Annotated in this window: 8 protein-coding genes; 5 read left to right on the top strand and 3 right to left on the bottom strand. The window is 42.0% G+C overall.

Annotated elements, in window-relative coordinates; all coding sequences use genetic code 11:
* The first annotated feature begins 28 nt into the window (after positions 1-28).
* From MSVAZ_RS06705 to MSVAZ_RS06685, 5 genes are all read left to right on the top strand, one after another.
* Entirely contained in the window at positions 29-2,269 is a 2,241-nt protein-coding gene (locus MSVAZ_RS06705; RefSeq protein ID WP_052727907.1) for a phosphoadenosine phosphosulfate reductase domain-containing protein, read from the top strand.
* A gap of 166 nt (positions 2,270-2,435) precedes the next feature.
* Positions 2,436-3,542, top strand: a complete 1,107-nt coding sequence (locus MSVAZ_RS06700) for an AI-2E family transporter (protein ID WP_048119602.1) — start codon at positions 2,436-2,438, stop codon at positions 3,540-3,542.
* 404 nt (positions 3,543-3,946) lie between these two features.
* The gene (locus MSVAZ_RS06695) at positions 3,947-5,854 is read left to right on the top strand and encodes a threonine--tRNA ligase (RefSeq protein WP_048119599.1); all 1,908 of its coding nucleotides are present in this window, start codon (positions 3,947-3,949) and stop codon (positions 5,852-5,854) included.
* A gap of 460 nt (positions 5,855-6,314) precedes the next feature.
* Complete coding sequence (locus tag MSVAZ_RS06690) at positions 6,315-8,513, top strand: DEAD/DEAH box helicase (protein WP_048119597.1); 2,199 nt, start codon at positions 6,315-6,317, stop codon at positions 8,511-8,513.
* A gap of 750 nt (positions 8,514-9,263) precedes the next feature.
* Entirely contained in the window at positions 9,264-9,746 is a 483-nt protein-coding gene (locus MSVAZ_RS06685) for an O-methyltransferase (RefSeq protein WP_269746820.1), read from the top strand.
* 337 nt (positions 9,747-10,083) lie between these two features.
* On the opposite strand, the gene MSVAZ_RS06680 is transcribed toward MSVAZ_RS06685, so the two are convergent.
* The 3 genes from MSVAZ_RS06680 to MSVAZ_RS06670 all read right to left on the bottom strand — a co-directional run bounded on the left by MSVAZ_RS06680 (position 10,084) and on the right by MSVAZ_RS06670 (position 13,812).
* Positions 10,084-10,641, bottom strand: a complete 558-nt coding sequence (locus MSVAZ_RS06680) for a hypothetical protein (RefSeq protein ID WP_048119594.1) — start codon at positions 10,639-10,641, stop codon at positions 10,084-10,086.
* 13 nt (positions 10,642-10,654) lie between these two features.
* Positions 10,655-11,959 carry an HD domain-containing protein gene (locus MSVAZ_RS06675; protein ID WP_048119591.1) on the bottom strand — a complete coding sequence of 435 codons (1,305 nt, stop codon included), beginning with the start codon at positions 11,957-11,959 and terminating at the stop codon, positions 10,655-10,657.
* A gap of 497 nt (positions 11,960-12,456) precedes the next feature.
* Entirely contained in the window at positions 12,457-13,812 is a 1,356-nt protein-coding gene (locus MSVAZ_RS06670) for an APC family permease (protein WP_048119588.1), read from the bottom strand.
* Between the last annotated feature and the right edge of the window lie 63 nt (positions 13,813-13,875).

Genomic DNA, 13,875 nt, shown 5'->3' with positions numbered 1-13,875 from the left:
TTTCTTCGAACTATCGGTCAGGGCACCCATGCATCAGAAAAAAGAAAAACACCAGCCTTCCAGCTCGCAAAAACATATAAGAAACAGTCCAGATAGAAGCAGCCAAGACAGAAAAGGTTCGCAAACCCTTGGAAAAGGGACAAAAAATAGGTCTCTGAACTTTAAAGAAAAAACCTCTGCAAGGAAGAGCTCTGGATTTGAAAAGCCGTCAGAAGTGGTAACTTTTACAAAGAAAAAGTCCTCTCCACGTTTCGAGTATGAAGACGATAAAATTTTCTGGTGCGGAAAATGTAACCTTCCCCTGATAGGGGAAGAATGTGGAATATGCGGCCGCAAAGGGGAAGTCCTTCAGCTCTCCCAACCTGCCGACGTCCGTTTTTGTTCTCCTTACGAGCGAGAAATCATAGACAGGCAGCTTCACTCAGCTTTTGGTTGCAATCCCCTTGGAGATAAGCTCATTCTTCTAAACAAAATACCCGGAGAAGACAAAACTGATGAGGTGCTCGTAGATGGCTTTATTTTCGGAATTCTCCGGTTTGAGCTTTCAAAAATGGATTACAGTTTTGAACCTTCCCTCCAGGGTGCAAAAATTCTCCTTAAAAATGCCAGAGGCAGGAAAGTCGAGCTTAAGAAAACAAATCGGCACCTTAACGGAAAAAGTGTCACAGTAGAATCTATTGAAGCCTTTGACAGCAATAAAAAAGCAGGAGACTTTGTCCTTGTTACTGCAGGCAGCCTGACAGGTTATGGGGTTTCTTATATTGACGGCGCGGACTTTTCGGACCTGAAAAACCTGCCTGAGCCCGAGAACCGGACTGAATTGGAATCTTCAAGCGGAGCCAAGACAAAAGTGGAATCTTCAAGTGGAGCCGAAACAAAAGTTCTCAGGATAAGGAAGGTTGACAGCAGTGAAGCGTCACTTCGCCCTGAGACTCCTGATCTTGCGGCATGCATCGAAGCAAACAAAAAGCATCTCCAGGCTCTTGGGAAGAACGCAATCAATACTATTCGCGGAATTATTTCCAGGAAAGAATACCGAAATCTGCCTGTCTATGTCTCTTTCAGCGGCGGTAAAGACAGTCTTGTGGTGCTTGACCTGGCGCGGTCTTCCCTTAAGCAAAGGGAGCTAAAAGCTTTCTTCCTGAACACCGGGATTGAGTTTCCGGAAACTATCGAGTTTGTACGAAATTTTTGCCAGGAAAAGGAAATTCCACTCATCGAAGCAAATGCAGGTTCCGCTTTTCGAGAGCAGGTCGGAAAATTCGGGCCTCCTGCAAAGGATTTCCGCTGGTGCTGCAAGGTCTGCAAGCTGGCATCAGCAGGGGATTTCGAGACAGGAAAAGAAGCACTTTCTCAAGAAGGGACTATTGGCGGCGTGGCTTATCTCACAATTGATGGCAAGCGCAAGCACGAATCTTTCTCAAGGGCAAGGATTGCAGCAAGTGAGACGAATCCTTTTGTCCCTGCCCAGCTCAACATCTTTCCCATAAGGGATTGGAAGGCAATTGAGGTGTGGCTTTACATACACTGGAGACAACTTTCCTACAATCCTCTCTATGACCTTGGCTTTGAAAGGGTAGGCTGCTGGCTTTGCCCATCCGCCCTCGCTGCCGAGTACGCCAGGGTAAAAGACCTGCACCCCGAAATGTATGCGAAGTGGAACGCTTTTCTACTGGACTGGGCGAAGTCCAGAGGGCTTTCCGAAGAATTCATAGAGCATGGGTTCTGGCGCTGGAAAGAACTGCCTCCCAAGATGCTAAAACTGGCCGAAGAGTTAGGGATTTCCGTGCTTGCCAGAGAAAAAACTGAAGACTTTGAAATTGAAGTCGTGTCAGGAATTTCTCCCTGCCGGGCAGGCGGCTATTCAATAGAAGCATCTGTGAAAGGTATCAGGGAAAACGAAGCTGCAGGTTTTATCAATGTCCTCGGAAACACGGTTTATGCGGAAGACCTCGGGATGTTGCTGGTCAAAACCGGGACCGGAACTGTAAAGTTTTTTTCGAACGGGAATCTGCTTGCAAGTTCGGAAACAAAGGAAAAAGCGATTTCACTTTTTAAAGAAGCTGCAAAGCAGTTTACAAGGCTTTCCCGCTGTACCGGATGCGGGATTTGTGTAAAAGCCTGTCCGGTCGGGGCGGCTTCTCTCGAAGGAAAAACGCCACATGTAAACGAAGCCTGTATCAGATGTGGAAAATGTACAGAGTCCTGTGTGGTAACCAGATATTTTGATAAACTTGTACCTGACCTGAATCAAAAGTTAAAAGTGTGATTCATCAGAAATCCGGATTTCACATCTCTGTGATATTTTTAAATAGTTTCTAAATATATTTAGATATTACACTTTTTAATTAAGTTTAGATTTCATATATTTATAAAATTTCCACAAACTGATTTAAACCTGTGTATAATTCATTTACTCAAACGGAAACTAAAAAATGAAATTGAGCCAAAACCCTGACGGAGTAAGTCAGATCATAGCCAGCCGATGGAAAATAGGAGCAGCACTGGCGGTAGCGCTGCTTCTGTACTTTGCGTTTCTAATTCTGCTGCCCCTCGCAGATGGAATCGTACTGGGCATAGTCTTTGCTTACATTGCCAGGCCTATCCGGGTAAAATTCAAAAAGCACAGAAAAATAGGAGCTCTTATTGCCAGTCTGTGCATATTCATCCCTATAGTGTTTATTGTAGGGGCAGGTATTGTTGAGATCCTTAACCAGGTTTCCTGGATTATTGGACATAAGACGGCAGTTGCGGCAGTGATTCTGGATTTCATAAACTCTCTGGACGTTCCGGATAGAATCATAGAAAGTATTAATTCTGCCATCTGGGACCTCTTTACCTCGTTACTCCCTGCAGTAGGCAGTATAGGGCTCCTTTCATATGCCCAGAGTATCGGTCTATTTGTCATTAATTTTTTAATCTCAATCATTTTCTGCTATTTTATACTCGCTGATGGGGACCGGCTTTACTGCGCATTTCTTGGCGTGATACCAAAAGAGTACAAAGAAGTTGTAAACCGTTACGCGCATCATCTTGACATGATCCTTAAAGGAATTTTCATAGGCAATGCCTATTCTGCTCTAATAGTCAGCGTAACCTCGGTTATTGTTTTCTACTCTTTTGGTTTTTCCCATGTGCTCGCCCTGGCGACCCTTATCTTCATAGCTTCAATAGTTCCTCTTTTTGCTGGGTACATGGTGCTGGTGCCTCTGGCTTTAATGCGATATTTTGAGTTGGGGTTTAAAAGTGCAGCCGTTTTCTTTACAGTATCCTCCCTTATTATCTACGGTCCCCCGGAGCTGATTCTCAGGCCCTATCTGACCAGCCTGCAATCCAAGATTCACCCGATGCTGCTTATGCTTGCCTTCCTTGGCGGGGCTTTTGTCGGAGGAATTGCAGGATTTTTTGCAGCCCCTATTCTTCTCGGGGCTCTGGTTGCGGCTTACAGGGTTTATCAGGACCACACCCATCCCGAAATTGTCGAGACCTGCACAGACCTCAAGAAAGTGGGACACCCAAGTAAGGCTGACTCGGAAAAGTAATTCCTGAGTAAAATTCAGAAAATGTACCGAAAAACATCTGAAATCCTGAAGTTTTCCATTATATGCTCAAAAGTATCAGTCGAAAGGGATTATTTTATATCGTTGAAGGATATTAGGACTGTCATATATTCTTCTTTACCCCTTTAATCAAGATCTACTGACGGTACAGACCTCAGTTAGTCTTATATAAATCAACTATTTGATTCAAAAGAAAACAGTTCGGGATAAATTCCAAACCGAGGCTAGTTCGGGATAAATTGAAAACTGAAGCTAGTTAGGGAAAAATTAAAAACCGAAATAAATTCGGGACAAAACTCAAACCGAAACAAATTCGGGACAAAACTCAAACCGAAATAAATTCGGAACAAACTTCCACACCGAAGAAATCGAACATAGGTGATAGAATGCAGTTATTGCTCATTCACTCTGATTATATTGAATACGAAACCAAAAAACAAACTCCAGTTGCTGAAAAAATTGAAGAGTCCTTAAAGGCCGGCAGGCTTGAGGAAGCACTTACCGCTTTTATGGCTGTTGAAAGTGTAGATGAGGCAAATCCTGAGGAAACTATAGAAAAGGCGGTTTCTGAACTTGAAAAGGTAGCTACCCAGGTCAAAACCGACCGTATAATGCTCTATCCTTATGCTCATCTAAGTTCTGACCTTTCTTCTCCGAAAGTTGCAGTAAAGGTACTCAAAGGCATAGAGACTGCGCTCTCAGGAAAATACGAGGTCAAGCGTGCTCCTTTCGGGTGGTATAAGGCTTTTAGTATTAGCTGTAAAGGGCACCCGCTTTCCGAACTCTCCAGGAGCATACGCCCTGAAGGAACTCAAAAGTCAGAAGGCAAAGTAGAAGCAACCGGGGCAAAAGAAGAGGTTGTTTCCGAAGCCCTTAAAGCCGAAGGTACGGCAAAGTCTTACTGGCGCATCCTTACTCCTGATGGAGAACTTCACGAAGTTGAGAGTTTCGACCTTACGCCTTACCCCAAACTCCAGCAGTTTGTAAACTACGAAATTTCCAAGAGCAGAGCTGTTGAGCGTGCTCCTCCTCATGTGGAGCTTATGCGGAGGCTTGAGATTGCGGACTATGAACCAGGGTCTGATTCCGGAAACATGCGTTATTATCCGAAAGGGAGGCTTATAAAGTCCCTTCTTGAGAATTATGTGCTTGATATCGCAACCGACTTTGGGGCAATGGAAGTTGAAACTCCTATCATGTATGACATGAACCATCCGACTCTTAAGAAATATCTGGACAGGTTCCCTGCAAGGCAGTACTCCATTGAGTCAGACAAGAGGCAGATGTTCCTGCGTTTTGCAGCCTGTTTCGGGCAGTTCCTTATGAACCACGACATGACGATTTCCTACAGGAACCTGCCTCTTCGGATGATCGAAATGACCCGTTACAGTTTCAGAAAGGAACAGCGGGGAGAACTTGTGGGCTTGAGAAGGCTCAGAGCTTTTACCATGCCTGATATGCACAGCCTTTGCGAGGACATGGACCAGGCTGTAGACCAGTTCAAAAAACAGTATGACCTCTGCATTGATGTGCTTGAAAATGTGGGAATCCATATTAAGGATTATGAAGTAGCCATCCGCTTTACCAGGGACTTTTACGAGTCGAATAAAGAGCTTGTAGTCAATATGGCAAGGACCGTCGACAAACCTGTGCTTGTTGAAATGTGGGACACCCGCTTCTTCTATTTCGTGCTCAAATTCGAGTTTAACTTCGTAGACGCTCTTGCGAAGGCAAGTGCACTTTCCACGGTTCAGATTGATGTCGAAAACGCCGAAAGGTATGACATTTCTTATGTAAATGCTGACGGCAAACTGGAAAGGCCTACCGTGCTTCACTGCTCTCCAAGCGGGGCAATCGAACGCTGCATTTACGCCCTTCTCGAAAAAGCTGCAATGGAAACCGAAGAAGGAAAGGTTCCTATGCTGCCAGTGTGGCTTTCTCCTACCCAGGTCAGGATTGTGCCAATCTCAGAAAAACACGTCGCTTTTGCCGAAGAGATTGCACAGAAGCTGGACTGCAGGGTTGACATTGACGACCGCGACCTGTCAATAGGAAAGAAAGTGAGGGAAGCAGGCAGGGAATGGATCCCTTACGTGGTTGTTATTGGAGATAAAGAAGTCGAGGATAACACCATTAATGTAACCATTCGGGCTGAATCCGAACAGAACAAACCTAAAAAAGTTCAAATTACTACGGAAGAACTTAATGCCCGGATTAAAGGTGAAATTGCAGGAAAACCATACAGAAAACTGCCCCTATCAAAATATCTTTCTGAAAGGCCAAAGTTCGTTTAAACGTATTAAGATTTTATGAACTTAATATTGTATAGACTCTTCTAAAAAAATAAATATGTTAAAATGTTCTGAACCCTTCCAAATAAGTTTTCGGAAACTGCCAGAGGAAACAAAACTTACCTGTTTGCCTGTTTCTTCTGGCTTTTTAGCATAACATATATATTGACGTAATTCTTATTATTGAAAGAGGATTCCTTTTAAATAAAAGTAGTTATAGGTTTGTTTTTCTCCGTTTCTGGACGAAAAGATCCCGATCTAAGCATTTTGGAATGAAATTTTTACTAAATGGAATTTTTACTAATTATTTGTAATTTATGGGGAGTTACTTCTTATTGAGTTTATAATTACATGCAGAATTTCCTTTTATAGGTTATACCAGTTTCCCAGAAACCCTTTGTAAGGAACTTTCTGGTTTTGATCTCAAATTTTTACATTGACAAGTTTAAGGACAGCGTAACTGATGACAATTTCAAATGAGACCGCAGTCAGTATGGAAACCGTCGAGCTTGAGCCCTTGAGAAAAGATAAAAAGAAAATTTTTGAGGATATTCTAAAATATCTCCAAAACAATCAGAGAGGCTACATCAAGGTTCCTACAGGCTGGGGTAAAACATTTCTTTCGAAACATATAATGAAGAAGTACTACGACGAAGGAAAAGTTGTGCTTTTCCTTGTCTCGAGAAATAATCCTCTTCTTAGCCAGACCTATTATGACAGGAAGAAAAAACGGCCCCTTTTTCCCAACAGCGCACTTCTCTCGTCCGAACATAAGGTGGACCGAAAAGAACTTGCTGAAACTTTGAGGTTTTTTGGGAAGGAAAAGGATAAAGGTTTTGTTCTTTTTGCCTCGCTTCAGACCGTACTTGGAAAACAGAGCTCTGAGATCAAGAACCTGATTCTTGAACTTGCCGACCTTGCAATAGTGGATGAGATCCACAATTTCATTAACAATCGAGGAAACGATTTTCTCAATGAATTGGGGGACAGGACAAAAATCCTGGGAATGACTGCAACTCCATTCCAGGGGGTTGTCGGGAATGTCAAGTTCGTGGATGAAATTGCAGGGGATATGAGGGAGGTATACGCAAAAACCCTTCCTGAATGCATCCTGGACAACGAACTTGCCCCCCTTAAGTACACGATTGCCGAGAGTTCTGAGGATATCTTTGAGATCTTTGATTTTGAAAGAGGGCTTGATGAACTTGATAAGCAGGACCTTTTCCTTGACTGCAGTACTCCTGACAAGTTGAAAAAGGTAATTCGAAGAACCCAGCTTGCAAAAGATGTGTACGATTCTCTGATAAAACACAAGCATGCAAAAACACTCGTCTTTTGCGCCCCTGTGAGGAAGCGTGTCTATGGCGTAGGGGCTGAAGGTGAGGAAATTAATGCTTTCCATGCAAAGCTTACCTCCTCGGTTTTCAATGGGGAAATTTCAGTTCCGGAATCCGAAAAGGATCCTGAGCCTATCCTGCCCTTAAATTTTGAGAATTATACTCCTGAAGGCGAGTTTCGGGATACGGTTTTTATAAGCTCGGAGCTGTCTAAAAATGAACAAAGTGACATTCTTGCAGCTTTCAGAGAAATGGGAAAGCCTCCGTATGTGCTGTGCACCGTAGGCATGCTGATTGAAGGTTTTGATTTCCCGGGACTTGAAGCCCTTGTTTTGCTGCGTCCTACCCTGAGTATGCGGCTCTTTGAACAGCAGGTCGGAAGGGTGACAAGGCTTTCTTCAGTCTCAGGAAAGCAACAGGGCAATATTTTTGAGATTTCGGATAGTATTGACTCTCTCTACCAGCGCTTTGGAGAAGGCGTTTTTTCCGGGGAAAAGGTTGACCAGGTGCAGATGCTCCAGCCTGAGATCCGCCTTGAAGAACTTTTCTCAGAGGGCGATGCAGCAAGAGCAATCGAGGAAGGAAAGATAGAGATTAAGAAAGTAGAACTTGGCTTTCAAGGAAAGGGAAAAGGGAAAGGAAACAGAAAAGTGGCTCAGTTTCGTGAAATCCCGGTAAGGCTTCCTCCGACGTCCATCAGAGCAAAGTATTTTTCGCGTCTGCTCGCACTGACCGAGGAAAAGGACATAGGAGCTTTTGAGCGGGAAAAGCGGGAACTTATGCGAGCTACCCTGAGATTCCGGGTCAGAGAATTCAGGGATGCAGAAGAGCTTGCAGAGCTTGCAGGCAATATAAATAGGCTCAAGAGAGAAGCTTATGAAGACCGCAGGCTAGGGGATGTTTCAAGGCAGCATAAACCCAAGGTTTTCGGGGAAGTAGAATGGCTGCTGAAACTTCAGGCCCTGAACTCCCTCAAGTATAACGGTGGGCACCTCTCGATGCCTGAGAAAAACCAGATCTTAAAAGCTCTGAACTTCGATCCCGATTTCCGAAAGATAGATAACCTCAGGCTTAAATGCCTGAAGCTCGGTTCGGCTCAGAAAACTATCCCTGAACTTGTAAAAGTGCTGGGGTTCGTAAGCCGCCTCTCGTCTTCGGAAACCTACCAGTTCCTCGACAAGAAGAAAAAAGAGCACTGGAAAAGGGAGTTCCTGCCTGCGGTTTACTGGGGCTTCTGTTTTATAGATGATTCTCCTGAACTGAAGGAGCTTTTTGAGTCTACGGAATGGGACAGGCGGGTCAAAAATATTATCCGGCAAAAATAACATGAGGTTTCCTGACAACTGATGGCTTCCGCACTGATGGTTTCTAACCCGGTGATTGATATTATTCAGAGCACCAAGAGACCATCAGGCGACCATCAAACGACCATCAAGCGAACATCAAGAGGCAGGAATCTTTTGTTTTTCTCTTCTTCGCCTTGCAGGACAGAGCCGGCTCGCCAGCCGGATAAATACTTAATTTGACCCAGGAAACCGGTTGTTCCCTATTATCTGGTTGATATTATTTTCAAATGCTCGTAAAGTAGTTTTCAGGTTCTTTTTGTTTTGAAACTCAGTGCAAATGGAGCTTACTTGCATTCCTTGCACAAAACGCAACTATGTGGCATACTGAATATTTAATCAGGATAATGTCAACCATGTAAACTGGACGACTAAAGAATTAATTGTCTCTAATTTGATATTTAGGGTTTTATAGTTTTTCCTTTTAAACACCGAATATAATATGGTGAAAAACAAGTTCAATAACCTTAATTTTAAAGAATTTTAACTTTTGAAAGAATAACGCCTTAAATAACTGAACCTGGATTCTTGTAACTTTCTAATTATGGCATTACTATCTTTTCGAAAAGCTTTATATAGACAACGATTTATAAAAAATTAAAAACTGATAGTAAGATGACGACTATGTTCCATGAAATACCTGACCTTATGAAGGAACGAATGAATTACCTTGAGCTTATCGATAAAGAAGATAGAACTGATGGAACACCGAAATCATAAAGGTTAAGACAGATCCCACCTGAAACTGGCAAGTTTATTGCACTCATGCTAGCCGTTTCCCCTGACGGGATAGCTATGGAGATAGGTACAAGTGCAGGTTATTCATCCATGTGGCTTGCACTCGCTTGTATAGAAACAAATCGTAAATTAATCACTTTCGAAATACTGGAAGAGAAAGTGAAATTGGCACGTGAAACTTTCTCAAAAGCTGGACTAGAGGACATCGTAGAACTCGTACATGGAGATGCTAGATACTTAATAAGCCAATATTCTGGAATATCTTTTTGTTTCTTAGATTGCGAGAAAGAGTATTATCTTAACTGTTATGAGGAAATCATACCTAAAATGGTTAGAGGTGGCATATTGATAGCTGACAATGTGATAAGCCACGCTGATACGCTCAAGCCATTTCTTGACTGTGTGTATGATGACCACCGAGTCGATGCAGTACTTATCCCACTTAAAAATGGTGAACTAGTTTGTCGGAAAAAATGAGTTTACCAAAGATGACGAGCAGTCGAGAATATATCTATATATACTAAATATACTAAAAGCCGATCAATTCAAGAGCCCATTATCGAATTGTATTGTATCAATTTGGATTAGGTATATACATAACTTGACTATATCGCATTGCAAGGTAAAGCATCATCATTAGATCTAGTATGCCAAAGATATCGTTCGTAGTGAAATCGATACCAGCGATTGGAGTAATTGTCTAATCTGACAAGTCAAGATAGGTTCCAAGATTTTTCGCAGATGTATATATTTGGACTAGAAATCTAAGCGATAAAATGATTAAAAGTAATATTCAAAAAACGTGATAGAAACGTTATGTAGTCGAAAACGAAATCCCCTTAGCTTCCTCTATAATCAGATCGATGTTTTTTATGGCTTCACAGGCTTCTTCTACCGTTACATGAGGTTCAAGTTTGTGAATTCTCCTAGAACGATCCTCAATGCTTCCATCAGTATCTTCCTTTCGAGTTACATAAAGGGCTGTTGATATCTTTTCAAGTGTGGGAACTCCATAAGATGCAAAATTTTCAGAGATAAATTTTACTAAGGGTTCGAATTTTTTTATTGTTTTTGGGTACATACTTATTATAAGCTGGCTGTTCTCGGCAGGTAGAAGACTTGACCCATAAAACTGAACTTTTGTTCTCAATTCAATAACATTATCTGCTCTCATAGCTGTTAACTCGTCACTGAGATCAAAAGAGTAAGGAGCATGTTTGTAAAGGATAAACTCTAGTCCCAATGGATTTCCAAAGAGTTCTTCCAGTAGATAACATGCTTTTTGAATATGAGCTTCACCACACCAGCTACCTTTGCTTCCCATATGTTCTATTAATGACAATAAAACAGCATCTATTTGCAGTCTTTTCATTTAATATCACACGCTATTCTTCTGCTGAAGGCTTGATAATATGTTCGCGATTATCATTTAACCATTTGGTGGCAGTTGATCGACAGTCTGGATTTATATATATGAAATCTATAGCAATAGGTATCTTTGATAACACATTAGATATATATCGAGCGGAAACTGTTCTTCTGTTATTTTTAACATACACGGGAAAATCGAAATATCCACCTCCTTGTTTATATGTATCATAACTCACGTTTTTCTTCCCAAACACGTTACACAATCCATTAAAGATGGCTTTTGGCGCTTCAGGGTTTTTAGAGATATCCTCGGGATTTCTGCTATCCAATAATTTGAAATGGTTCCTATTTACTATTCGTTCTGCATGTTCGTGACCCCGATGATTTTGATCACGTGTGGCTTTAAATAATTCCACAAATACTTCGTTATCTGTCATTTGTAAATGCTTTTCTATTTCAATGGGGAAAACTCCATTTTGCAGCCATGTTTTAAGGAACTCTCTCAGATGTATGTCATAAATTCGCCTAACGGGGTGAAGATATAATTGGGTATACATGAAGTATCTGGCAAGAAGCATAGCTTCAACTGCATGTAAACCACCATCTTCAATACCCAATGCAGGTTCTTTAGACCCGTCATTATAATTATTTGGAAGGATTCGCATAGTTTCAATTAACCTATAATGATCAAATTTTCCATAAGCTACGCCAGTGTGGCAAGAATCTCTTAAAAGGTAGTCCATTCTATCTACTCCAAGAGCATCACCAACAATTATTTCGGAAAGGATTGCCTCCCAAGCGGTAAAATCGTAGTCTTTACAATGTCTTTTTCCTACTGCTAGTTTAACAACATCCTCGGTTTGAATCTTGAGATCGTTCCATATTTTTTTCATTTCCTCACTGCGGATGATTTCGACAGTTATCCTTTCGTGGTTCCAACCCTCTGGCAGAAGTTCTTTTTCGGCCGCATGCGAAAAGGGTAGATGCCCTGCATCATGGAAGAGAGCAGCCATACGGAGTGCGCGCCGCCAATACTGCTGTTCAAAGGCAGATTTAGGAACGATGGTTCTTATTGAATCATCGAGTATATTATTGGGATCAGTAACAACATCATAGACTCGACTTGCGAGTTCCATTACTCCTAACGAATGTTCAAATCTTTTATGGGTAGCTCCAGGATAGACAAGGTAAGTCAAAGCAAGTTGGTGAATATATCTGAGTCGTTGGATAGGTCTTGAATCGATTGCTTTTCTTTCCTCTGTACTATAATGTATAAAATTGTGTATTGGATCTCGTAATTCATGAATATACTTTAACATTGAATACCCCCCTATAAGTCCTGCAAAAAGTCATTATTAAAAAGCGATGTATAAATTTTCTTTAACTGTTTTTATGCAGCTATGTTATTTAATTATAATTGATAAGAGAGATTCATGCGTCTTCGTTTAAGTGAGGAATCGTGACAAACTGCGTCAATTTTCTCAACATTTGTCAAAAATTTTGTAGATCGTGAGCTGGAATAGGGTATCGATTTTATGAAAATAGGCCAAAATTTAAGGCCGGCTTCTAATGCAAAATCAATATCTTTCAGGCAAGAAAGTTCCTTAACCGATGACCAATGGAGTTTAATTAAGTAAAATCCGTTTTTAGACAAAAATATGGTGTATTTTTGATGGGAAAATTAAAATTAATTATTTTTCCAAGAATAAAGCGTTTAAACAACTGGTTATTAAACAACTGGTAATCTCAAACAATTTTTAAGGTCCCTAAATTATTCAGTACTTAATGTTCAGTACCTAACGTCAGTACCTATCATTCAGTGCTTGACCAAACTAGAGATTTCCTGAACGTCTTCACAGTGCGCAATTTCATTTCTGGATGCAGACAGTTTGGATGCAGGCAGTCTGGATGCAGAAATTTTATCCGTACTCCTGAGAAACCTGTAATATCCAAAACCTATCAAAAAGATCGGATAAGCGACTTTCCAGGTAAACCCTGAGACCAAAAAACTCAAGGATACGAGTGAAAGAGCCGAAAAAATCCCTCTCTTCCAGCCGTTTTCGGTTTTCCAGTATGCAATTATAATGAAAGCGTAGAGGAAAACGTAGTTCTGGCTTACGAACAGCATCATGGTTGACACCGGAATTTTGAAGAGATAACTTCCGAAAACCAGGAAAATTGAAAGTGCATACAGCCCAACCAGGCTGGATACAGGGATATTCCTTTTTGAAAGCCTTCCGAAAACCTCAGGAAAAATTCCTTTCCTGCCCCCGGCGTACAGTAAGCGGCTTGCAGTAAAGTTCCAGGAACAGGCATTTGCTGAAATAACTACTATCATGAGCCAGATGAGCAGTTTTCCTCCGGGCGTAAAAAGCACGAGGCCGGAAAGCCCGGCTGCACCCTGAAGAGAAGCGCCTGAAACACTGGCTCCCGTGCTGATTAAGGCAAGCAGAAGGTAAATTAAGGTTACAAGGGCAAAACTCAGCCAGTAAAGGCGAGGCACGTTTTTTTCAGGGTCTTTTATTTCCCCCAGGGAAAAAGAGAGGTTTTCCCAGCCGATAAAAGCCCAGAAAAGGAGGGCTGCAACTTTCCAGATGTTATGCAGGTCTATATGCACGTTACCACTAATTGCTCCGCTGGCAATCCCGAGGCCCGAGCCCAGAAAATCAAGGTTAAAGGCAATAAGCATGCCTATTAGCAGAAAAAGGACAGCCAGAGATGCATAATTGATCAGAGAGATAACCTTCATTCCAGCCAGGTTCGAAAGGAACATAAGGGTTACAAGCAGAACCGCAAAAAGGGCTGCTCCTGCTTCTGACAACTGAAAAAGATGCTTCATATATTCGCTGCCTATAAGGGCAACTGCAGGAAGCCCGAAAAAGAAAGAGCCTCCCACAAGGTAGGAAACCGCATATCCTCCCCAGGGCCCAACAGCCTTTTCAGCATAACCTGCAAGTCCGGCTGTTGAAGGAAATTTAAGGCCAAGGCTGGAGCAGACTTCGATAAGAGGGACTGCGACAATCGCTATAAGGAACCAGCCGAAGATTGCTTCATAGACGGTGCCTGCATCAAGCGCCAAGCCTGGCAGTGCAAGAATCCCTGTGCCTATAAGCATGCAGATTGCAAGCCCCATGCCCCGAGTGAAGGAAATCGTTTTCTTAAGTTCGGTCATTTTTATCTCTTAGGCTACCTGTAAAAGGTTTTGTATATTTATTTGTTCGCAAAGAGGCTTTCA

Origin of the sequence: Methanosarcina vacuolata Z-761 (assembly GCF_000969905.1) — an archaeon.
Classification (GTDB): Archaea; Halobacteriota; Methanosarcinia; order Methanosarcinales; family Methanosarcinaceae; genus Methanosarcina; species Methanosarcina vacuolata.
This window is presented reverse-complemented; position numbering and strand designations above follow the sequence as displayed.

Excerpts from the sequence above, each read along its gene's own strand:
- MSVAZ_RS06705 (WP_052727907.1), top strand. The coding sequence starts at position 29 with ATGCATCAGAAAAAAGAAAAACACCAGCCTTCCAGCTCGCAAAAACAT.
- MSVAZ_RS06700 (WP_048119602.1), top strand. The coding sequence starts at position 2,436 with ATGAAATTGAGCCAAAACCCTGACGGAGTAAGTCAGATCATAGCCAGC.
- MSVAZ_RS06695 (WP_048119599.1), top strand. The coding sequence starts at position 3,947 with ATGCAGTTATTGCTCATTCACTCTGATTATATTGAATACGAAACCAAA.
- MSVAZ_RS06690 (WP_048119597.1), top strand. The coding sequence starts at position 6,315 with ATGACAATTTCAAATGAGACCGCAGTCAGTATGGAAACCGTCGAGCTT.
- MSVAZ_RS06680 (WP_048119594.1), bottom strand. The coding sequence starts at position 10,641 with ATGAAAAGACTGCAAATAGATGCTGTTTTATTGTCATTAATAGAACAT.
- MSVAZ_RS06675 (WP_048119591.1), bottom strand. The coding sequence starts at position 11,959 with ATGTTAAAGTATATTCATGAATTACGAGATCCAATACACAATTTTATA.
- MSVAZ_RS06670 (WP_048119588.1), bottom strand. The coding sequence starts at position 13,812 with ATGACCGAACTTAAGAAAACGATTTCCTTCACTCGGGGCATGGGGCTT.